The sequence below is a fragment of the Streptomyces sp. NPDC101393 genome, from assembly GCF_044767385.1.
GTDB lineage: Bacteria > Actinomycetota > Actinomycetes > Streptomycetales > Streptomycetaceae > Streptomyces.
Genome location: NZ_JBIWNU010000001.1, coordinates 310,566 through 332,388 on the forward strand (window position 1 = coordinate 310,566; position 21,823 = coordinate 332,388).

The following is a 21,823-nucleotide window of genomic DNA, read 5'->3' on the forward strand; positions in this document are numbered from 1 at the left end:
CTCCGTGTCAGTTCTCCGTGTCAGTTCCCCGCGTCAGTCCTGCGGCTGCCCCGTCGGCTCGTCCCGCGGCTTCTTCTCCGGCCGCAGGGCGATCCGGCCCAGCACCACGGCGACCGCGAGTGCCGCGAGCGCGATGAGGACGTAGTCGGGTACGCCGTTCCCTATCCGCTTCGCCCATTCCTCGACCCGGAACTCGGCGTCCGCGTCCAGGATTCCGGGCAGCGCGCTCGTCCCGTTGAAGAGCAGGAAGAGAACCCCGATGCCGATGAAGAACACCCCGGACAGCACCGAGGTGGTGTGCAGCCGCAGCATGCCGAGGGTGAATTCACGGCCCCGCAGCCAGCCCCGCGTGCCGAGCTTGCAGCGGTCCCACAGCAGCGCCAGCACGAACAGCGGCAGCGCCATGCCCAGCGCGTAGACGGCGAGCATCGAGGCGCCGTACGCCGGTGAGCCGCTGACCGCCGTCACCGTCAGTACCGCGCCGAGGATCGGGCCCGCGCAGAAGCCGGCGAGGCCGTAGACGCAGCCGAGCAGGAAGGTGGAGACGGCCGAGCGCGGGGTGATCCGGGCCGCGGCGGCCTGTGCGCGCCGGGAGGCGAAGCCCAGGCCCAGGATCTGCGCCAGGCCCATCGCGATGACGACCCAGCCGCCGACCGCGATCAGCAGCTCGCGATGGCCGTTGAACAGCCGGCTGGCCGCCGTACTGGCCGCACCGAGCGGGACGAGCGTGGTGGCGAGCCCGAGGTAGAAGACGCCGGTGCGGGCGAGCAGCCGGCCGGGGTCGGCCAGGGAGTACGCGAAGAACGCGGGCAGCAGCAGTGCGCTGCACGGGCTGAGCAGGGCGAGGGCACCGCCGAGGAAGGCCGCGAGGTAGCCGATGTCGGTCACTTCCCGGCCCCCTTGCCGCCGTCGCCGCCCTTGCCGCCGCCGTTCTTGCCCGCGGTCGCCGCCGCGTCCCTGATGGCCTGTTCGAAGACCTCGGTGGGCTGGGCGCCGGCCACCGGCCGCCCGTTGACCAGGAACGACGGGGTGGACTGCACACCCAGCTGGTAGCCCTCGCCCTGGTCCTCCTTGAGCGCCCGTCCGGCGTCCGCGCCGTTCATCTCACTGCGGAACTTCTCGATGTCCTTGACGCCACTGGTGCGCGCCATACCGACGAGCTTGTCCTCGGCCAGCGCGTCGCCCTTGCGGGTCGTGGCGTACAGCTCGTCGTGCAGCTGCCAGAACCGGCCCTGCTGCCCTGCGGCCCAGGAGGCGCGGGCGGCCCGCTCGGAGTCGGCGCCGTAGAGGGTGAAGTTACGGAACTCGATGCGCAGGGTGCCCGCGTCGACGTACTTCTTGATCAGTGCCGGTTGGGTCTCCCGGGTGAAGCGCCCGCAGAACGAGCACTGGTAGTCGGCGTATTCGACGAGCACGACCGGGGCGTCCTTCTTGCCGATGGCCAGCGGGTCGCCGTCCTTGCGCCGGGAGGTCTGCTGGGCGAGGTCGTCGTACATCTTCTGCTGGGCGGGGTCCTCGTCGGGCCGGACGGAGGCGGCGGCCTCGGGCGCGTCGGTGCCACGGCCGCCCTCGACGGCCTTCCCGACGGCGATGCCGATCGCGATCACGGCGATGACCAGGGCGATGACCGCACCGATGGCGGCCAGTTTGCGGGTGGGGGATGCGGAAACGGGCATGCGGGAGCTCCAGACGTACGGAGAGGAAGGTCGGACCGGTGGTACGGGGCCGGCCTAAATCCGCAGTACGGGGAGGAGCGCGGTGTGGTCGGTGGCGGGTGCGCTGCCCGTCGGTGGCCGGGCGAGCGCGAACCGCCCCGCCAGGTGGGTGGCGAGCGGCGCGGGCCCGGTGTCGGCGGGGGCGAGCAGTTCACCGCGGTGCGGGGTGGGCACCGGGACGGATTCGCCGGGCCCGGGGGCGTGCCGGCCCGAGCACTTCTTCGGCGCCTCGGCCACGGCGAGGGGCGCCGCGGCGGCACGGGGCGGGCCGTCGGAGGCGGAAGCCGTGGGCGCGGCCGCGGCGGTCGCCGCCGCGCGGCCCGCCAGCCATGCCTGATCGCCGCCGATCCGGCACAGCATCGGCCCGAAGGTGACCGCGAGGAGCAGCAGCAGCGTCATCGCGGCCGACCGGCGCACGTGGTGCATTTCCCTCCCCCTCGGTCCCGGGCACGAGCATCGCCCGCCATCCTACGGACCGCCGGGCGCGCGGGCGCGGCGCGGACCTGCCGTGCGCAGGGCGCCGGCGGGCCCCTCCCCCACCTTCGGGGAACGATCACCGTGTCCTTACCCAGCCCACACATCCATCACAGGAATCGCGTAGCTAACCGACCTTTGTAAGGTCGGTGGCGCAGCTCACCTTTGATCGCGACCGGGTTCATTGACTTATCTGCCGCTCTGCCCGTATTTGCCGCTTTGGCAGTGGACCACCCGACCTGCCATAGTCGGACCCATCGACCCCCCATTGACCCGGGCCAGGTCGTACAGACCCCGCGGACACACCCCTTCCGTCCGCCGGTGGTCGGCCATGGGGCCCGACCCGCGCATCCGCGGGAGGGCCCCAGTGCCGTTTCCGGAGCCGCGCGGCAAGCGCGGCGAGGGCGGGAGAAGCGGGCGGCGGACCGCTGGCCGGCGGATCAGCAGCCGGCGGATCAGCGGTCGGCGGTTCAGCGGTCCGTGATGCGCATCTCGAACCAGGTCGTCTTGCCGCGCGGCAGCAGATCCACGCCCCAGCGGTCGGAGAGCTTGTCCACGAGGAACAGGCCGCGCCCGCTGGTGTCCATCTCCTGAACCGGCATCAGGCACGGCAGGCCGCGCGACGGATCGCGCACCTCGATACGGATCCAGCCGCGGCGGCGGAGCATCCGCAGCCCGAACGTCCGGGCGCCGGTGTGCCGTACGGCGTTGCCCACCAGCTCCGAGACCAGCAGTACGGCGTGTTCGGCGAGCTGGGGGGACAGGGCCCACTGGTGCAGCAGCACCGAAGCGGTCAGCCTGCGGGCGGTGCCGGCGGACTCGGGGCGCGAGGGCAGCAGGACCTCGTCGAGGGTCGGGTCACCGATCAGATCGAGTGCCGCTGAGACCGGTCCGGCCGGAGCCGGCACCACATCCCTGTCCGCACCCGGGAGCCCCCAGCGTGCGGCGGCCGAGCCGCTCCGCGGCCACGGCTGCTCCATTCCTTCGAGGCCCGCCATGCCCCCCATCATGGCCGCTACTTGACGCCCACGGGGGCGGACCAACGGAATCCATCGTCCGGAATCGGCGGTTCCCGCCCCCCTGCCGGAGGCCTGCCAAAGGTGGCCAGGCCTCCGGCAACCCGCTCCTGACCTGCGATGACCTCCCGCTCATAAAGCATCACCGGGCGTCGTGAACAGGCGGGCGCCAAGGTGGCCTTAAGGCGCGATGAAGTTTTCCGCAATTCGCCCACACGGGGCATGGACAACCGACCAAACCCCATACGCCCCGTCAACACCAGTTGTTTCAGCGGAACTTGGCCTTGCCCGGCCCCTCCTCGACGAAGCTGCGCATCCCGGTCTCCCGGTCCTCGGTCGCGAACAGCCCCGCGAACCAGTTGCGTTCAATCGTCAGCCCGGTGTCGATGTCCGTCTCCAGGCCCGCGTCGACCGACTCCTTCGCGGCACGCAGCGCCAGCGCGGGACCGGCCGCCAGCCGCGCCGCCCACGCATGCGCCTGCTCGTACACCTCGGCGGCCGGAACCACCCGGTCGACCAGACCGAGGGAGAGCGCCTCCTCGGCCTTCACATGGCGGCCGGTGAAGATCAGGTCCTTGGCCTTGGACGGGCCCACCAGGCGGGCCAGCCGCTGGGTGCCGCCGGCGCCCGGGATGAGGCCGAGCAGGATCTCGGGCTGCCCGAGCTTGGCGTTGTCGGCCGCGATCCGGAAGTCGGCGCAGAGCGCCAACTCGCAGCCGCCACCGAGCGCGTAGCCGGTGATCGCGGCAACCACCGGCTTGGGGATCCGGGCCACGGCGGTGAACGAGTCCTGCAGCGCCTTGGAGCGGACGATCATGGCCGGGTGGTCCATGGCCTGCATTTCCTTGATGTCCGCGCCGGCCGCGAACACCTTCTCGCCGCCCCAGATGACGACGGCGCGCACGTCGTCGCGGCGGGTGGCTTCCTCGGCGAGCTCGCGCAGCCGGTCCTGGGTGGCGATGTCGAGCGCGTTCATCGGCGGGCGGTCCAGGCGGATGGTGCCGACGCCGTCGGCGACCTCGAAGTTCACAGTCATGGCAGGAAGGTTAGTCCGCGTTAACGACCGGGGCCCGGTGCACTTGGTCACAGTGCACCGGGCCCACTGCCCTGCCGGTTCCGCTCGCCCTACTGGTCGGCCCGCCAGCTGTCCCAGGAGAGGTTCCAGTCGCTGAAGCCGTTGTCGGGCTGGATCGTCTCGTCGTGCGAGTTCTTGACGATCACGACATCGCCGATCAGCGAGTTGTTGAAGAACCAGGCCGCGGGGGTGGAGCTGTCGCCGCCGCCGCGCTGGTCGAACAGGCCGACGCAGCCGTGGCTGGCGTTCTGCGCGCCGAACGCCGGTTTGCCCGACCAGTAGTTGCCGTGGATGAACGTGCCGGAGGTACTCAGCCGCATCGCGTGCGGGACGTCCTTGATGTCGTACTCGCCGCCGAAGCCGACGGTGTCGCCGTTCATCCGCGTCACCGGGTGCTTCTCGCTGATCACCATCCGGCCGTTGTACGTCTCGGTGCCCGGGGCGCCGGCCGTGATCGGGATGGTCTTGAGCGTCTTGCCGTCCCGGACGACGGTCATCTTCTTCGACCGGGCGTCGACCGTGCTCACCTGGCTGCGGCCGACGGTGAACGAGACCTGCTTGGTCTGCGTGCCGTAGACGCCGGGGCGGCCCTGGACGCCGTTCAGATCGAGCTTGAGGGTGACCTTGGTGCCCGCCGCCCAGTACTTCTCGGGGCGGAAGTCGAGGCGGTCGTTGCCGAACCAGTGGCCCTCGATCGGGACCGACGGCTTCGCCGTGACCTTGACGGCCTTCTCGACGGCCTTGGGGTCGGTGATCCCACGGGTGAAGCGGATCGAGACCGGCATCCCGACGCCGACCTTCTGGCCGTTCTCCGGGGAGTACTGGCCGATGAAGGTGTTCTTGGGGACGAGGGTGGTGAAGGTGGAGTGCTCGGCGGCCTCCCGGCCCTGACCGTCCACCGCCACGGCGTCGACGCTGTACTCCGTCGAGGCGCCGAGGTGGCCGCTCGGCTGCCACAGCGCGCCGTCACCGGATATCTTCCCGCCGATCTCGTTGCCCTTGTCGTCCTTGACCTTGACGGACGTGAGCTTGCCCTTGCGGGCGGTCACCTTCAGCGCGCCACTGGTGGCGACGTCGTCCGCGCCCTGCTTGGGCGCTATCGTCACGGCGGCCTGCGAGGCGGACTTGCCCGCCCCCGCCTTTCCGGCCGGTTTCTTTCCGTCCCCGGAGTCACCGCCACCGCACGCGGTCACCAGCAGAAGCATGGAGCCGAGCAGCACCGCGAGCGGTCCTCCGCCGCGTGGCCACCGCCGCCGGCGAACCGGCTCCCCCGATATCGGCTGCACCTTCACGACTGGCCCCTTTTCCCCTCGCAACGGCCCGCGGTCCCCCGCGCGCGGACGCGTACGGCCGCGCGCTTGCCGTTAGATAACCACACCGCGGTGACAGTGAACTCCCCACCGATGTCACCGTTCAGTCCCAAGTGCGGGGGGCGTGCGGACGGCTCCGGGGAGGAAGGCCGGTTCGCCCGTGGATATCCAGGAATAGAAGCTTTCCGGCGGCCGGGTCACTTCAGCGCGGAGCCGTTCTTCCACGCCTGCCACGTCATGTTCCAGCCACCCAGGCCGTTGTCCGCTGCGACCACACGCTCCGGCGAGTTCCGCACCTCCACGGTGTCACCGACGATCGACTGGTGGAACAGCCAGCTCGCCGGGGTGTGCGGATTGCGGCCGCCCTTGACGTCCTCCAGGCCGACGCAGCCGTGGCTGGTGTTGGTGGCGCCGAAAATCTCCGGCTGCGCCCAGTAGTTGCCGTGCACGAAGGTGCCCGTCCCGGTGAGGCGCATCGCGTGCGGCACATCCGGGATGTCGTACTCGCCCTTGCCCGCCTTGTTCGTGAAGCCGACGGTGGAGCCGTTCATCCGCGTCACCGAGTGCCGCTCCAGGATGACCATCCTCCCGTTGTAGGTGGGGTTGCCCGCGTTGCCCGCGGTGACCGGCAGCGTCGCCAGCGCCTTCCCCTCCCGGACCACGGTCATGGTGTGCGCCGCGGCGTCGATGGTGCTGACCTGGTCCCGGCCGACCCGGTAGTGGACGGTCTTGCGCTGGGTCCCGTAGGAGCGGGGGCCGGCCTTCACATCGCGCAGCCGCAGGTCCACCGCGATGTGGGTGCCCGGCTTCCAGCGTTCGCGGGGCCGGAAGTCCAGCCGCCGGCGGCCGAACCAGTGGGGGGCGATCTCCACGCCGGGGTCGGCGGTGACCGAGATCCCGCGCTCGACGGCCGCGCGGTCGGCGATCGGGCGGTTGAACTCCAGCGAAACGATCATGCCGGTGCCGACCGTGGCGTTGCTCTCCGGCGTGAAGTACCCGATGAAGCGTTCCGAGGGCACGAGGGTGGTGAAGGTGGTGTGGCGGGCGGAACGGCTGCCCGAGCCGTCCAGCGCCACCGCGTCCACGGTGTATTTCGCACCGAATTCGAGCGGGCCGGCCGCCGGGCGCCAGCTCATCCCGTCCTGGGAGATCCGGCCGGCGACGGGCTCCTGACCGCTGTCCCCTGAGCGTCTGACGTCGACCCGCTCCAGCCGGCCGTCCGGGACCCGGACCTCGAACCGCTCCCCCAGCCGTACGCCGTGCGCGCCGTCGCGCGGGACGACCTGGATCGCGTCGTCCGAGGAGGGTGCCTTGTCCCCCATGAAGTCGTCCGAGGAACCGCAGCCGGCCAGTGAAGCCGCCAGGGCGAGTGCGGCGACGGCCACGACGGCGGCGCGGGCCCGCCGCGGTGCCCGGGACGCCACCGGGCCCGCCGGGCCGCCGGCCGCGCCGTGGGCGCCGTTGCCCGCGCCACCTTGTCCGCGGCCTCCCGCTGGGTCCTTCTCATCGACGGTCATGCACCGAATTGTGACTGATGGTGCGTCAGTAAGGGTGTATGTCAGGACTCGGAATGTCTTGGGAGTGCCGGTGCACGCCCACACGGACAGAAACGTGCGGCGGCCCCCGGTTGCGGGAAGAACAACGGGGAGGGCGGGGACATCCGTACGGCCGGGACGCCGTGCGCACGGGCCGCCGCCCGACCGAGCCATGAGCCGCAGGAGGCCGGCAGGTGTCGAGCGCACCCGAGCAGGAGGCAGTACAGGACGGGCCCGACGGACCGGACGGCCGGAGCGGACAGGCGGGCCGCAGCGGCATGCCCGCCACGACACCGCGCATGCCCGTCCCGCCCGCCGCCGTCCGCCCCGGCAGTCCGACACCCCTGGGGGCCCGGTACCGCACCGGACCCGACGGCACCGCCGGAACCAACTTCGCCCTGTGGGCGGGCGGCGCCGAGGCCGTCGAGATCTGTCTGTTCGACGACGAGGAACGGGAGACGCGCCATCAGCTGACCGAACTGACCCATGAGATCTGGCACGGCTTCCTGCCCGGCGTACGCCCGGGACAGCGCTACGGCTACCGGGTGCACGGCCGCTGGGACCCGTGGACCGGCGCCCGCTGGAACCCGGCGAAGCTGCTGCTCGACCCGTACGCCAGGGCGGTGGACGGCGACTTCGGCGGCACCGGCGGCACCGGCGGCACGCAGCAGGGTGCCGGCGGGCCCGCACTGCCCGCCGAGGTCTACGGGCATGTCCGCGACTGGCCGCATCAGCAGGTCGCCGACACCGTGCGCGACGACCGCGACTCCGCGCCGTACGTCCCCAAGGGCGTCGTCGTCGGGCAGAGCCCCGGGGGCCGCGCCGGCGAGGACGCCGACGATGAATGGCGGGACGACCGCCGGCCCAAAACCCCCTGGCCGGATTCCGTCCTCTACGAACTCCATGTGCGCGGCTTCACGATGCGGCACCCCGGTATCCCCGAACGGCTGCGCGGCACCTACGCCGGCCTGGCCCACCCCGCCGCGCTGGAACATCTCACCCGGCTCGGCGTCACCGCCGTCGAGCTGCTGCCCGTCCACCAGTTCGCGCACGAGGACCACCTCGTACGCCGGGGGCTGCGCAACTACTGGGGCTACAACTCCATCGGCTACTTCGCGCCACACGCCGGATACGCCGCCACCGGCACCCGGGGCCAGCAGGTCGGCGAGTTCAAACGGATGGTGCGGGCGCTGCACGCCGCCGGCATCGAGGTGATCCTCGACGTCGTCTACAACCACACCGCCGAGGCCGGGGAACTCGGACCGACCCTCTCCCTGAGGGGCATCGACAACCGCGGCTACTACCGCCTCCAGAACGACCCCCGCCGCTATGCCGACTACACCGGGTGCGGCAACACCCTGCACGTCGTCCAGCCCCAGGTGCTGCGCCTGATCACCGACTCCCTGCGCTACTGGGTCACCGAAATGGGGGTGGACGGCTTCCGCTTCGACCTCGCGGCCGCCCTCGCGCGCTCCCTGCACGACGTCGACATGCTCTCCCCCTTCCTCGCCGTCATCGCCCAGGACCCGGTGCTGCGCCGCGTGAAGCTGATCGCCGAACCCTGGGACGTGGGCGCCGGGGGCTATCAGGTCGGCGCCTTCCCGCCGTTGTGGACGGAGTGGAACGACCGCTACCGCGACACCGTGCGCGATTTCTGGCGCGGCGCCCAGCCCGACGTCCGCGACCTCGGCTACCGCCTCTCCGGATCGAGCGACCTGTACGCCTGGGGCGGCCGCCGCCCGTACGCCTCCGTCAACTTCATCACCGCCCATGACGGCTTCACGCTGCGCGACCTGGTCTCCTACGAGAACAAGCGGAACACCGACAACGGCGAGGACAACCGCGACGGCACGCACGACAACCGCGCCTGGAACTGCGGCGCCGAGGGAGAGAGCGACGACCCGGCCGTCGGAGCGCTGCGCCGGCGCCAGCTCCGCAACCTGCTCACCACCCTGCTGCTGTCCACCGGCGTCCCGATGCTGGTCGCCGGCGACGAGATGGGCCGCACCCAGCACGGCAACAACAACGCCTACTGCCAGGACAACCACACCAGTTGGCTCGACTGGTCGCTCCTGGACGACCCGCGGTGGCGGCCGCTGGCCGACCTCACCACCCGCCTCATCGCGCTGCGCCGCGCCCACCCCGTACTGCGCCGCCGCGCCTTCTTCTCCGGCCGCCCGCAGGAACAGGGCGGGCTGCGCGATCTGGCCTGGTTCACCGCGGGCGGGACGGAGATGACCGAGGCGGACTGGTACGCCCCGGGCGCCACCCTGGGCATGTACCTCTCCGGGAACGACATCTCCCAGCGCGACGCGCAGGGCGTCCGCATCGTCGACGACAGCTTCCTCGCGGTCCTGCACGCCGACGCCGGGCCCCGCCCCGTCACCCTCCCGGGCCCGCCCTGGGCGCGGGAGTACGAACTCCTCATCGACACCTCGCGGGAGGGGGAACCGACGGAAAGCGGCTTGGGCGAAGGGGACTTGGGTGAAGGCCACTTGAACGAAAGCCTGGAGGAGGGCGTGGAGGGGCTGGGGCGGCGGGACGGGGCGCGCGAGGCGGCCGTGGCGCGGCACGCGGCCGGCGCCACGATCACCGTGCCGGGGCGGTCGGTGCTGCTGTTCCGCGTGGTGCCGGGGTGACCGGGGGCCGCCGGAGAGCGGTCCGCAGCGGCCTGCCGGGGGTGCTTTCCGGCCTCCGCCCCTCCCTGCCGGGCCCGGCTCGGGAAAACCGCGTGAGCATTGTCAGTGGTGCGCCGTACGCTCGCGAGTGATGGCCGATACCGCGCAGCTGACGACACCGACCGACCGCTCCGATCCGCCCCAACACTCCGCAGTGCGCTCGCTGTTGCGCCTGTGGCCGTTCGTCCGCCCGGTGCGGGCGCGGCTGTCCACGGCCGCGTTCGTGGCGGTCCTCGCGTCGTGCATCGGGCTGGTCATCCCGCTGGTCCTCAAGTGGCTGGTGGACGGCCCGGTGGCGCACCGCGATCCGGGCGGGGTGTGGCGGGGCGGTGGATATCTGCTGCTGCTCGGGATCGCCGAGGCGGGGCTGTTCGGGCTGCGGCGCTGGCTGGTGGCGCGGCCGCTGGCGGGTGTCGAGGCGGCGATGCGCGAGGCGCTGTATCGGCACATCCAGCGGCTGCCCGTCGCCTTCCACGACCGCTGGGCCTCCGGCCAGTTGCTGTCCCGCGCCACCACCGACCTTCAGCTGCTGCGCATGTTCCTCGCCTTTCCACTGACGTTCCTGCTGGTCAACGGCACGACGATTCTGGTGGGCTGCGGGATTCTGCTGGCCCAGGAGTGGTCCCTGGGGCTGGTAATGCTGGCACCGGTGCTGCCGTTGATGGTGATGTGCTCGGTGTTCGAGGCGAAGTACGCGGTCGCGGCGCGGCGGGCCCAGGACCAGGTCGGCGATCTGACGACCGTGGTCGAGGAGTCGGTGCTCGGCATCCGCATCATCAAGGGCTTCGGGCGCCATCGCAGCCAGGCCCGCGCCTTCAAGGAGCTGACGCACCGGCTGCGCACGACCGAGCTGCGCAAGGCGCGGCTGCTGGCCGCGATCTGGGCCGTGATGACCGCCCTGCCGGAGATCGCCATCGCCGCGGCCCTGGTGCTCGGCACCCTCCAGGTGGCCGACGGCGGGCTGTCCGCGGGCACCCTTGTCGCGTTCCTGTCGACGGCGCTGGCGCTGCGCTGGCCGGTGGACTCGATCGGCTTCCTGCTGGCGATGAGCAACGACGCGGCGACCGCCACCGACCGCTACTTCGAGGTCATGGACGAAGCGGCGCTGCGCGACACGGACAGGGACACGGACGGGGACCGGGCCGGGGACCGGGACGGGGACCGGGACAAGGACAGGGACAGCGCATCCGACGGGGACGTATCTGTCGCGGACGCATCGGCCGCGGACGCATCGGCCGCGGGTGCGCCGATCGCGAGTGAACCGGTCACGGGTGAACCGGTCACGGGTGAACCGGTCACGGGTGAACCGGTCACGGGTGAACCGATCGCAAGAGGTCCGGTCACGGGTGAGCCGATCGCAAGTGGACCGATCGCGGGCGAGCCGATCGCAAGTGGACCGATCGCGGGCGAGCCGATCGCAAGTGGACCGATCGCGCGGGCGCCGGCCACCGGCGGCGCTGTCGACGACGCCCCCGACGGAGCGGGCCTGGTCTTCGAGGGCGTCGAGTTCCGTTATCCCGATGCCGCCGAGGGCTCCGTGCCGACCCTGCGGGGCGTCGATCTGCGGATCCGGGCCGGCGAGACCATGGCCCTGGTCGGCGCGACGGGCAGCGGGAAGACCACCCTGACCGCGCTGGTCCCGCGGCTGTACGACCCGACCGCGGGCCGGATCACCCTCGACGGCCGGGATCTGGCGACGCTGGGCCGGGACGAGGCCCGTGCGCTGGTGTCGGTGGCCTTCGAGGAGCCGACGCTGTTCTCCGCCACCGCGGCGGAGAACGTCCTGATGGGCCGCGAGCGGGCCCAGGAGGACGATCTGCGGCGGGCGTTGAAGATCGCGCAGGCCGACGGTTTCGTGGCGTCACTGCCGGACGGGGCCGCCACCCAGGTCGGTGAGCAGGGCCTGAGCCTGTCCGGCGGGCAGCGGCAGCGGCTCGCGCTGGCCCGCGCCGTGGTGGGCCGACCGCGCTTCCTGATCCTCGACGATCCGCTCTCCGCCCTGGACGTCCACACCGAGGCCCTGGTGGAGGCCGCGCTGCGCCGGGTGCTGGCGACGACCACCGCCCTGGTCGTCGCCCACCGGCCGTCCACCGTCCTGCTCGCCGACCGGGTGGCGCTGCTGTCCGGCGGCCGGATCGCGGCCGTCGGCACCCATCACGAACTGCTGCGGGACAACCCGGAATACGCCGCACTGATGTCCGGCGAGGAAGGAGGCGCCCGGTGACCACCACCGCGACCGGCCGGCCGGCCGACGACGAGGATCACGGCGCGCCGGGCGGCGGCCGGCCGGCCTCCCAGGCCTCCCAGGCCTCCCCGCGGCCGGACGAGGAGCAGCCGCCGGAGGACACGGCGTTCGCCCGCGATGTGCTGCCCACCCCCAAGGGCGCCTCGGGCACCCTCCTGCGTTCGCTGCTGTCTCCGCACCGGCGGCGCGTGTGGCGGGTGGCAGTCGTCCTGCTGCTCCAGCAGGCCGCCGTCCAGGCAGGTCCGCTGCTGGTCGCGTTCGCGCTCGACCGGGCGGTGCCGGCGCTGCGGGCCGGCGATCACGGCCCGCTGCTCGCGGTGGCGGCGGCGGCCGCGCTGTGCGCCGTGGCATCCGGCGGGCTGCAGGCCGTCTTCATCCACCACGCGGCGCGGATCAGCCAGGACACCCTGCTCGACCTCCGCGGCCGGATCTTCCGCCATGCGCAGGCGCTGAGCCTCGACTTCCACGAGCGCTACACCTCCGGCCGGCTGATCTCCCGGGCCACCACCGACGTGGAGTCGCTGCGCGAACTCCTCGACGAGGGGCTGCAGGAGCTGATCACGATCGTGCTGTCGATGCTCTACATCACTGCGACCCTGATGTATCTCGACTGGGGCTTCGGCGCCGCCGCGATCGTCTCCGCAGGCCCGCTCTCGCTGCTCGTACGCTCCTTCCGGCGCCGCTCCGCGCGTGTCTACAGCCTGAAGTCGACGGCGATCGCCGCCGTCATCGTGAAGTTCACCGAGACGGTCAACGGCATCCGCCCGGTGCAGGCGTTCCGCCGGGAGCGGTCGAACGACGCGGCGTTCGGCCGGCTGAACCACCGGCACGAGCGGGTCAACGGCGACGCCACCCTGGAGATGGCGCGCTATGTCGTCTCCTCCCGCCTGGTGGCCAATGCGGCGGTCGCGGCGATCGTGCTGTGGGGTGCCTACCGCGTGGCCTCCGGCGGGCTCGCGCTCGGCGTGCTGGCCGCGTCGGTGCTCTATCTGCGCCGGCTCTACGACCCCATCGACCGGCTGGGGATGTTCCTCAACTCCTACGAGTCCGCGGCCGCTTCACTGGAGAAGATCGCCGGGCTGCTGGCCCAGCGGCCCACCGTCCCCGAGCCCGCCGAGCCGCTCGCCTTGCCGGCGGTGGCCGCGGGGCGGCCGGGGCGTGCGGTCGACTTCCGCGGCGTCCGCTTCGCCTACCGCACGGGCGGCGAGGTGCTGCCCCGCTTCGATCTGCGGCTCGCCGCCGGGTCGACGGTCGCGGTGGTGGGCGCCACCGGCGCCGGCAAGTCCACTCTCGCCAAGCTGCTGGCCCGCTTCTACGACCCGACCGAGGGCGAGGTCCTCCTCGACGGCGTCGATCTGCGGGCACTGTCCACCGCCGAGCTGCGCCGTGGCGTCGTGATGGTCACCCAGGAGGCGTTCCTGTTCTCCGGCACCGTCGCCGAGAACATCGCCCTCGGCAGCCCGGCCGCCACCCGTGAGGACATCGAGCGCGCCGCGAAGGCCATCGGCGCCCATGACTTCATCGCGGCACTGCCGGACGGCTACGACACCGATGTCCGCAAGCGCGGCGGACGGATCTCGGCGGGTCAGCGCCAGTTGGTCGGTTTCGCCAGGGCGCTGCTCGCCGACCCCGCCGTGCTCATCCTGGACGAGGCGACCAGCTCGCTGGACATCCCCGGCGAGCGTGCCGTGCAGCGCGCCATGGACACCGTGCTGCGCGGGCGTACGGCCGTGGTGATCGCACACCGCCTGTCGACGGTCGAGATCGCCGACCGGGTCGTGGTGATGGCGGACGGCCGGGTGGTCGAGGACGGCCCGCCGGCCGAACTCATCGCGGACCGCGGGCGGTTCGCCGAACTACATCAGGCGTGGCGGTCCAGCGTGGGGTGACGCCGTCCGGCGTGCGCGATGCCGGCGGCAGGTCCAGGGTTCAGGGCCAGAGGCAGGGACAGGGCGAGGGCCAGGGCAGATCCAACTCCACGTCCAGCTCCACGTCCAGCTCCACGTCCAGCTCCACCGGCTGCCGGTGGTCGTCCCGTCCGGCAGCCGGGTGCCCGGCGCCCGCTCCGCATCGGCCCGGTCGCCGCGTGCGTCCTGCGCGCTGTCACGAGCCCGGCCGGGAGGGGCCCCTCACCGTCAGCGGACCACCGGGGCGGCCCGCGTCACCCACAGGTGGCGTGTCACATACGGGTGGCGCGTCACCTACGCGGCGTCTCATCCAGCGCGTGGGCCGGAGCACTTCGGCCGTGCGCGGTGTCCACGGCGTCGCGGAGTCTCCCGGCGGCCGCGCGCCCGCCCCGCCGCGTCACTTCTCCACCGATGGCCCCGAAGCCCTCCTGAAACCCCCATTTCGTCCGTCTTCCGGACACGGATTTCGCGCAACGGACGGATTCCGGCCATTTCGTTGAAGGGAGCCTGACAACAGCCCGCCCATGGTGGGACTCTTCCCCGCAGTCGCCGCTGGGACCCCACAGCACCGCTCCCCGCGACAGCCGGATCCATCCGCGCCACCGTTCCACCGCGTACGTCTCCCCCCACACGTTCCGTGTTCTGCCTCGCTCTGCCCGGACGGCACTTCGCCTTCCGGTCCCCCTCGGCCGCACGAGCACTCCCGCGGCCACCGCAGAAGGAGCCAGTGTGAGACGCACCCCCCATAGACGCGCCGTAGCGACCGGCGCACTTGTCGCCGTCACGGCGATGCTGGCAGTCGGCGTACAGGCCGGCACCGGCACGGCCGCCGCCCCGCGGCCGGGCACCACGCACGCCACGCCCGACCCCGGCGCGCTGCCGGCCAAGCTGTCCCCGTCCCAGCGTGCGGAGCTGATACGGAAGGCCGGCGCCACCACCGCCGCCACCGCCCAACGGCTGGGGCTCGGCGCCAAGGAGAAGCTCGTCGTCAAGGACGTCGCCAAGGACGCCGACGGCAGTACGCACACCCGCTACGAGCGCACCTACGACGGACTGCCCGTCCTCGGCGGCGACCTCGTGGTGCACGAGAGCAAGGCCGGCACCCTCCGGGGCGTCACCAAGGCCGTGCGCTCGCAGCTCAAGGTCGCGGGCACCACCGCGAAGATCAAGCCCGCCGCGGCCGAGGCGAAGGCCCTCAAGTCGGCCCAGGCGCAGGGCTCGAAGAAGACCGAGGCCGACAAGGCCCCCCGCAAGGTGGTCTGGGTCGCCGACGGCAAGCCGGTGCTCGCCTACGAGACGGTGGTCGGGGGGCTGCAGAAGGACGGCACGCCCAACGAGCTGCACGTCATCACGGACGCCACGACCGGCGCCAAGATCTTCGAGTACCAGGGGATCGAGAACGGCACCGGCAACAGCGAGTACAGCGGCAAGGTGACGCTGGGCACCGCGCCGTCGTACACGCTGACCGACACCGGGCGCGGCAACCACAAGACGTACAACCTCAACCACGGTTCGTCCGGTACCGGGACGCTGTTCTCCGACCCGGACGACGTGTGGGGCGACGGCACCCCGCAGAACGTCCAGACGGCCGGCGTGGACGCCCACTACGGCGCGGCGCTGACCTGGGACTACTACAAGAACGTGCACGGTCGCAGCGGCATCAGGGGCGACGGCGTGGGCGCCTACAGCCGGGTGCACTACGGCAACAACTACGTCAACGCCTTCTGGGACGACAGCTGCTTCTGCATGACGTACGGCGACGGCAGCGGCAACGCGGCGCCGCTGACGTCCATCGACGTCGCGGCGCACGAGATGACGCACGGCGTCACCTCCGCCACCGCCAACCTCACCTACAGCGGTGAGTCCGGCGGCCTCAACGAGGGCACCAGCGACATCTTCGCCAGCGCCGTGGAGTTCAACGCCGGCAACGCCACCGATGCGGGTGACTACCTCATCGGCGAGAAGATCGACATCAACGGCGACGGCACCCCGCTGCGCTACATGGACAAGCCCAGCAAGGACGGCGCGTCCAAGGACTACTGGTACTCCGGCATCGGCAATGTCGACGTCCACTACTCCTCGGGTGTCGCCAACCACTTCTTCTACCTGCTGTCCGAGGGCAGCGGCGCGAAGGACATCGGCGGCGTCCACTACGACAGCCCGACCTACGACAACCTGCCCGTCCCGGGCATCGGCCGGGCCAACGCCGAGAAGGTGTGGTTCAAGGCGCTCAGCCAGTACATGAGCGCCAACACCAACTACGCGGCGGCACGCACCGCCACGCTGTCGGCCGCGGCCGACCTCTTCGGTCAGGGCAGCGCGACGTACAACACGGTCGCCAACACCTGGGCGGCGGTGAACGTCGGCTCCCGCGTGCCGGACAGCGGTGCGGTCAGCGTCACCAACCCGGGCAGCCAGACCAGCACCGTGAACCAGCCGGCGAGCCTGCAGATCAAGGCGAGCAGCGGCACGGCGGGCGCCCTGTCCTACGCGGCGAGCGGGCTGCCGGCGGGGCTTTCGGTCAACGCGAGCACCGGCCTGATATCCGGTACGCCGACGGCGACCGGTAGCAAGAGCGTCACGGTCACCGTCACGGACGCGGCGAAGAAGACCGGCACCGCCACCTTCACCTGGACGGTCAACCCGGCCGGCGGCGGCAGTGTCTTCGAGAACGCCGACGATGTGCCGGTCCCGGACGCGGGCGCGGCGGTCACCTCGCCGGTCACCGTCAGCCGCAGCGGCAATGCGCCGAGCGCGCTGAAGGTGGCGGTGGACATCGTCCACACCTACCGCGGTGACCTGGTGGTGGACCTGCTCGCCCCGGACGGCACGGCCTACCGGCTGAAGGGCGCCAGCGCCTTCGACTCCGCGGCCAACGTGAAGGCGACCTACACGGTCAATGCCTCGACGAAGGCGGCGAGCGGCACCTGGAAGCTGCGGGTGCAGGATGTCTACTCGGGCGACACGGGCTACATCAACGGCTGGAAGCTCACCTTCTGAGCCCACGGCGGCACCGAAGCGTCACCCGCGTGTGCAGGCGGCGGGTCACCTGTCACAACTGACCTGCTGAGATAGCGAGTTGGGCGTCGTCCCCGGATCTTCGGGGGCGGCGCCCCACTCCGTTTAACGAACAACGATCTTCTCTCTACGGACGATTTTCAGCCAACCTGTGAACACCCTCCTGACATGCACGCGTTCGAATGGCAGTCTTCCCGACGCACGTCACACCCGCATCGCTTTGCACCCCCACCACTTGGCAAAGTTGAAGGAGCTCGCGTGACCCCCCGCATATCCCGTAAGACCCGCGTCACCGGAACCGTCGTCGTCGCCGCTGCAGCCATGCTGGCCGCCGGCATCACGGCGAGCACCGCAGGCGCCTCCACCAACCAGCCGTCCGCGCAGAGCGGCACGCCGCTGAAGCTCAGCGCCTCGCACCGCGCGGAACTGCTGCGCGACGCGAGCGCCACCAAGGCGCAGACCGCCAAGGAGCTGGGTCTCGGCTCGCAGGAGAAGCTGGTCGTCAAGGACGTCATCAAGGACGCCAACGGCACCACGCACACCCGCTACGACCGCACCTACGCCGGACTCCCGGTCCTGGGCGGCGACTTGATCGTGCACACCGCCAAGGGCGGCGCCATCAAGAGCACCACCAAGGCGGCGGACCAGGGCATCAAGGTCGCCTCCACCAGCGCGAAGATCGCCCCGAAGGCCGCCTCGGCGTCCGCGCAGGGCACCGCGACGAAGACCATCGGCGCGAAGAAGGCCGACGCACAGGCGCCCAAGAAGGTCGTCTGGGCCGCCTCCGGCAAGCCGGTGCTCGCGTACGACACCGTCGTCAAGGGCGTCAAGAAGGACGGCACCCCCAGCCGGCTGCACGTCATCACCGACGCCAACAGCGGCAAGAAGCTCTTCCAGTACGACGAGATCCGTACCGGCAAGGGCGAGAGCGAGTTCAGCGGCTCCGTCGACCTGGGCACCACCAAGGAGGGCAGCGGTTACACGCTGACCGACAAGGAGCGCGGTGGTCACAAGACCACCAACCTGGAGAACGGCGAGTCCGGCGACGGCAAGGCCTTCACGGACGAGGACGACAAGTGGGGCACCGGCAAGCCCGACGACCCGCAGACCGCGGCCGTCGACGCCCACTACGGTGCCGCCGAGACCTGGGACTACTACAAGGAGGTGCACGGTCGCAGCGGCATCAAGGGCGACGGCAAGGGTGCCTCCTCGCGCGTCCACTACGGCGACAGCTACGTCAACGCCTTCTGGGACGACAGCTGCTTCTGCATGACGTACGGCGACGGTGAGGGCAACAAGGCTCCGCTCACCGCCATCGACGTCGCGGCGCACGAGATGTCGCACGGTGTCACCTCCGCCACCGCCAACCTCACCTACAGCGGTGAGTCCGGCGGCCTGAACGAGGCCACCTCGGACATCTTCGGTACCTCGGTCGAGTTCTACGCCAAGAACGACAAGGACCCGGGCGACTACCTCATCGGCGAGAAGATCGACATCAACGGTGACGGCACCCCGCTGCGCTACATGGACAAGCCCAGCAAGGACGGCCAGTCGCAGGACAACTGGGACTCCAGCACCGGTGGTCTCGACCCGCACTACTCCTCGGGTGTCGCCAACCACTTCTTCTACCTGCTGTCCGAGGGCAGCGGCGCGAAGGAGATCGGTGGCGTGAAGTACGACAGCCCGACGGCTGACGGCAAGAAGGTCGAGGGCATCGGCCGGGACAAGGCCGAGAAGATCTGGTTCAAGGCCCTGACCGAGTACATGACCTCGGACACGGACTACAAGGCCGCCCGCGAGGCGACCGTCAAGGCCGCGACCGACCTCTACAAGGCCGGCAGCCCCGAGGTCAAGGGCGTCGAGGCCGCGTGGACCGGCGTCGCCGTCAAGTGACACCCGGCACGGCAGCACAGTGAGCGCTACGGGGTGACGTCACCCCACACAGGGCGGTGCCCGGAGGTTTTCCTCCGGGCACCGTCCCTTTTCGTGCTCCCGGGCCGCGGCGCGGCTGTACCCCACCGCGCGGGCACGGTCGCCACGGGTCACCGCAAGAGCACCCCCGGCGCCTGTGCGCTCACGTCCGCCGGGACCGCGACCAGGCCCGGTTCGGCCCCGGAGGCCAGCAGGTGGTGGGCGGGCAGGACACGGACGGTGTAGCCGAAGGAGCCGGTGCGGTCCAGGGCGAGCGGGCCCTCGTAGAGGTGGGCGCCCGCGAGGTCGGGTCCGGCGGCCGGCTTGAGGGGTACGGCCGTGGCGTCGGTGATCCGGTCCGAGCCGTCGACCCGGCCCGCGACGACCTGCACCTCGACGTCATCCGGGGTGAGGTCGCCGAGCGTCACCCGCACCCGCAGCGTCAACGAGGTGCCGAGTTCGCCGCTGCCGCCGGCCGGTTCCGTGGCGCCGGTCTCCACACGGCCGACGGAGACCTGCGGCCAGGCGTCGCGCAACCGCGCCTTGAATCCGGCCAGTTCGGCCGCCGCGTCCGGGGTCAGCGCGCGATGGGCGTGTGCGGCCGGGGTGTAGAGCCGCTCGACGTACTCCCGCACCATGCGCCCCGCGAGGACCTTGGGCCCCAGGGTGAGCAGCGTGCGGCGGACCATCTCGACCCAGCTGCGCGGCAGCGTCGCCACGGCGGACCCACCGCCCCGGCCCGGCCCGCCGCGCCCCGGCCCGGCAGCGACGACGCCGCCGCTGCGGTCGTAGAAGCGCGGCGCGATCTGCTGCTCCAGCAGGGTGTAGAGGGCGTTCGCCTCCAGTTCGTCACGCCGGTCCTCGTCGGTGGCGGAGCCGTCGGCGGTGGGGATGACCCAGCCGAAGTCCGGCTCGTACCACTCGTCCCACCAGCCGTCCCGTACCGACAGGTTCAGCGCGCCGTTCAGCGCCGCCTTCATGCCGGACGTGCCGCAGGCCTCCAGGGGCCGCAGCGGGTTGTTGAGCCAGACGTCGCAGCCGGGGTAGAGCTTTCGGGCCATCGCCATGCCGTAGTCGGGCAGGAAGACCAGGCGGTGCCGGACCCGGGGATCGTCGGAGAAGCGGACCAGCTCCTGGATGAGGCCCTTGCCGCCGTCGTCGGCGGGGTGCGCCTTGCCGGCGACCACGATCTGGACCGGCCGCTCCGGGTGCAGCAGCAGCGCCCGCAGCCGGTCGGGATCGCGCAGCATCAGGGTGAGGCGCTTGTAGGAGGGGACCCGGCGGGCGAACCCGATCGTCAGGACGTCGGGGGACAGCACCCCGTCGATCCAGCCGAGCTCCGCGCTGCCGGCCCCGCGCTGCAGCCAGGAGGCGCGGAGCCGTTCGCGGACCTCGGTCACCAGCTGTTCGCGCAGCGTGCGGCGCAGTTCCCAGAGGGCCGAGTCCGGGATCCGGGCCACCGCGTCGCGGATTCCCGGCCCTGACCCGTCGGTGCGGCCGCCGCCGGTCCGCCCCGCGCCGAGCCGCAGCACCTCGGGCGCCACCCAGGTCGGCTCGTGCACCCCGTTGGTGACGGAGGTGATCGGCACCTCGTCGGCGTCGAATCCGGGCCACAGGCCGGCGAACATCTCCCGGCTGACCTGCCCGTGCAGCGTGGACACGCCGTTGGCGCGCTGGGCCAGCCGCAGCCCCATCACCGCCATGTTGAACAGGCCCGGCTCCTCGTCGTCGGCGGTGGGCTCGGTGCCGAGCGCGAGGACGCGTTCCGCCTCGACGCCGGGCAGCTCGCCGTCCGGGCCGAAGTGGCGGGCGATCAGCTCGCGCTCGAAGCGGTCGATACCGGCCGGGACGGGGGTGTGCGTGGTGAAGACGGTGCCGGCGCGTACGGACTCCAGCGCGGCGCCGAACTCCGTTCCACCGTCGGTCAGTTCGCGGATCCGCTCCAGGCCGAGGAATCCGGCGTGCCCCTCGTTGGTGTGGAAGACCTCGGGCGCGGGGTGCCCGCTGATCCGGCAGTAGGCGCGCACGGCGCGTACGCCGCCGATGCCGAGCAGCATTTCCTGGAGCAGCCGGTGTTCGCTGCCGCCGCCGTAGAGCCGGTCGGTGACCTCGCGCTCCACGGGGCCGTTCTCCTCCACGTCGGAGTCCAGCAGCAGCAGCGGGACCCGGCCGACCTGGGCCTGCCAGACGGCGGCGTGCAGCCGGCGGCCGCCCGGCAGGGTGAGGACCATCCGGGCGGGCGCGCCGTCGTCCTCGCGCAGCATCGTGAGCGGCAGCTCGTGCGGGTCGAGGACGGGGTAGTGCTCCTGCTGCCAGCCCTCCAGGGACAGCGACTGGCGGAAGTAGCCGTGCCGGTAGAGGAGGCCTACGCCGATCAGGGGAACGCCGAGGTCGCTGGCGGCCTTGAGGTGGTCGCCGGCGAGGATGCCGAGGCCGCCGGAGTACTGCGGCAGGGCGGCGGTGATGCCGAATTCGGGCGAGAAGTAGGCGATGGCCCCGGGCCGGCCGGCGCCCTCGCCGGCGGCCGGGTCCTCGCTCTGGTACCAGCGCGGGCCGTCGAGGTAGTCGCGCAGATCGTCGGCGGCGGTGGTGAGCCGGGCCAGGAAGCCGGGGTCCGCGGCCAGCTCGGCGAGCCGTTCGGCGCTGACCTCGGCGAGCAGCCGTACGGGGTCGTCGCCTGCGGGCGAACGGCCCCCGGGGTCGACGGCCCGGAACAGCTCACGCGTCTCGGGGTGCCATGACCAGCGCAGATTGTGCGCCAGGTCGCCGAGGGGTCGTAGGGATTCGGGAAGGACGGGGCGCACGGTGAAACGACGGATGGCCTTCACTCCTCGACGGTAGCGGCGCCGCGCCCCGGTCGCCCGGGAACGCCGTACCGACGCGTCGGGCGATATGGCTGATTCCACCCCCTCATGCGCTCTTGTACGGACTCCCTCCTG

13 protein-coding genes are annotated in these 21,823 nt (G+C 71.7%); 5 read left to right on the forward strand and 8 right to left on the reverse strand.

Annotated features, from left to right (window positions below; translation table 11 throughout):
- Positions 1-33: 33 nt before the first annotated feature.
- The 7 genes from ACIRQ7_RS01330 to ACIRQ7_RS01360 all read right to left on the reverse strand — a co-directional run bounded on the left by ACIRQ7_RS01330 (position 34) and on the right by ACIRQ7_RS01360 (position 7,107).
- Positions 34-888, reverse strand: a complete 855-nt coding sequence (locus tag ACIRQ7_RS01330) for a cytochrome c biogenesis CcdA family protein (RefSeq protein WP_404259018.1) — start codon at positions 886-888, stop codon at positions 34-36.
- Positions 885-1,676, reverse strand: coding sequence for a DsbA family protein (locus tag ACIRQ7_RS01335; protein ID WP_404259019.1), 792 nt, complete (start codon positions 1,674-1,676; stop codon positions 885-887). The genes ACIRQ7_RS01330 and ACIRQ7_RS01335 overlap by 4 nt, the downstream gene beginning before the upstream one ends.
- Positions 1,677-1,730: 54 nt before the next feature.
- A complete protein-coding gene (locus tag ACIRQ7_RS01340) occupies positions 1,731-2,141 on the reverse strand; it encodes a hypothetical protein (RefSeq protein WP_404259020.1) in 411 nt (136 codons plus the stop codon).
- A 518-nt stretch (positions 2,142-2,659) separates the two neighbouring features.
- Positions 2,660-3,199: an ATP-binding protein gene (locus ACIRQ7_RS01345; protein WP_404259022.1), complete on the reverse strand. Its 540-nt coding sequence runs from the start codon at positions 3,197-3,199 to the stop codon at positions 2,660-2,662.
- 274 nt (positions 3,200-3,473) lie between these two features.
- Positions 3,474-4,241 carry an enoyl-CoA hydratase/isomerase family protein gene (locus ACIRQ7_RS01350; RefSeq protein ID WP_404259024.1) on the reverse strand — a complete coding sequence of 256 codons (768 nt, stop codon included), beginning with the start codon at positions 4,239-4,241 and terminating at the stop codon, positions 3,474-3,476.
- 89 nt (positions 4,242-4,330) lie between these two features.
- On the reverse strand, positions 4,331-5,572 hold the full coding sequence (locus tag ACIRQ7_RS01355) for an Ig-like domain-containing protein (RefSeq protein ID WP_404259026.1): 1,242 nt from the start codon (positions 5,570-5,572) through the stop codon (positions 4,331-4,333).
- Between the two features lie 215 nt (positions 5,573-5,787).
- The gene (locus ACIRQ7_RS01360; RefSeq protein ID WP_404259027.1) at positions 5,788-7,107 is read right to left on the reverse strand and encodes an Ig-like domain-containing protein; all 1,320 of its coding nucleotides are present in this window, start codon (positions 7,105-7,107) and stop codon (positions 5,788-5,790) included.
- Positions 7,108-7,403: 296 nt separating this feature from the next.
- Between ACIRQ7_RS01360 and glgX the strand changes: the two genes are divergently transcribed.
- The 5 genes from glgX to ACIRQ7_RS01385 all read left to right on the forward strand — a co-directional run bounded on the left by glgX (position 7,404) and on the right by ACIRQ7_RS01385 (position 18,866).
- On the forward strand, positions 7,404-9,764 hold the full coding sequence (gene glgX / locus ACIRQ7_RS01365) for a glycogen debranching protein GlgX (protein WP_404260044.1): 2,361 nt from the start codon (positions 7,404-7,406) through the stop codon (positions 9,762-9,764).
- 130 nt (positions 9,765-9,894) lie between these two features.
- Positions 9,895-12,027: an ABC transporter transmembrane domain-containing protein gene (locus ACIRQ7_RS01370; RefSeq protein ID WP_404259029.1), complete on the forward strand. Its 2,133-nt coding sequence runs from the start codon at positions 9,895-9,897 to the stop codon at positions 12,025-12,027.
- The gene (locus ACIRQ7_RS01375) at positions 12,024-13,937 is read left to right on the forward strand and encodes an ABC transporter ATP-binding protein (protein ID WP_404259030.1); all 1,914 of its coding nucleotides are present in this window, start codon (positions 12,024-12,026) and stop codon (positions 13,935-13,937) included. Before ACIRQ7_RS01370 ends, ACIRQ7_RS01375 begins: the two co-directional genes overlap by 4 nt.
- Positions 13,938-14,684: 747 nt before the next feature.
- Positions 14,685-16,955, forward strand: coding sequence for a M4 family metallopeptidase (locus ACIRQ7_RS01380; RefSeq protein WP_404259032.1), 2,271 nt, complete (start codon positions 14,685-14,687; stop codon positions 16,953-16,955).
- A 276-nt stretch (positions 16,956-17,231) separates the two neighbouring features.
- Positions 17,232-18,866, forward strand: a complete 1,635-nt coding sequence (locus ACIRQ7_RS01385) for a M4 family metallopeptidase (RefSeq protein WP_401463182.1) — start codon at positions 17,232-17,234, stop codon at positions 18,864-18,866.
- 149 nt (positions 18,867-19,015) lie between these two features.
- Here the strand turns inward: ACIRQ7_RS01385 and glgP are convergent, their stop codons facing one another.
- The gene (gene glgP / locus ACIRQ7_RS01390; RefSeq protein ID WP_404259034.1) at positions 19,016-21,712 is read right to left on the reverse strand and encodes an alpha-glucan family phosphorylase; all 2,697 of its coding nucleotides are present in this window, start codon (positions 21,710-21,712) and stop codon (positions 19,016-19,018) included.
- Positions 21,713-21,823: the final 111 nt, after the last annotated feature.

Excerpts from the sequence above, each read along its gene's own strand:
- ACIRQ7_RS01335 (WP_404259019.1), bottom strand. The coding sequence starts at position 1,676 with ATGCCCGTTTCCGCATCCCCCACCCGCAAACTGGCCGCCATCGGTGCG.
- ACIRQ7_RS01340 (WP_404259020.1), bottom strand. The coding sequence starts at position 2,141 with ATGCACCACGTGCGCCGGTCGGCCGCGATGACGCTGCTGCTGCTCCTC.
- ACIRQ7_RS01345 (WP_404259022.1), bottom strand. The coding sequence starts at position 3,199 with ATGATGGGGGGCATGGCGGGCCTCGAAGGAATGGAGCAGCCGTGGCCG.
- ACIRQ7_RS01350 (WP_404259024.1), bottom strand. The coding sequence starts at position 4,241 with ATGACTGTGAACTTCGAGGTCGCCGACGGCGTCGGCACCATCCGCCTG.
- ACIRQ7_RS01360 (WP_404259027.1), bottom strand. The coding sequence starts at position 7,107 with ATGACCGTCGATGAGAAGGACCCAGCGGGAGGCCGCGGACAAGGTGGC.
- glgX (WP_404260044.1), top strand. The coding sequence starts at position 7,404 with ATGCCCGCCACGACACCGCGCATGCCCGTCCCGCCCGCCGCCGTCCGC.
- ACIRQ7_RS01370 (WP_404259029.1), top strand. The coding sequence starts at position 9,895 with ATGGCCGATACCGCGCAGCTGACGACACCGACCGACCGCTCCGATCCG.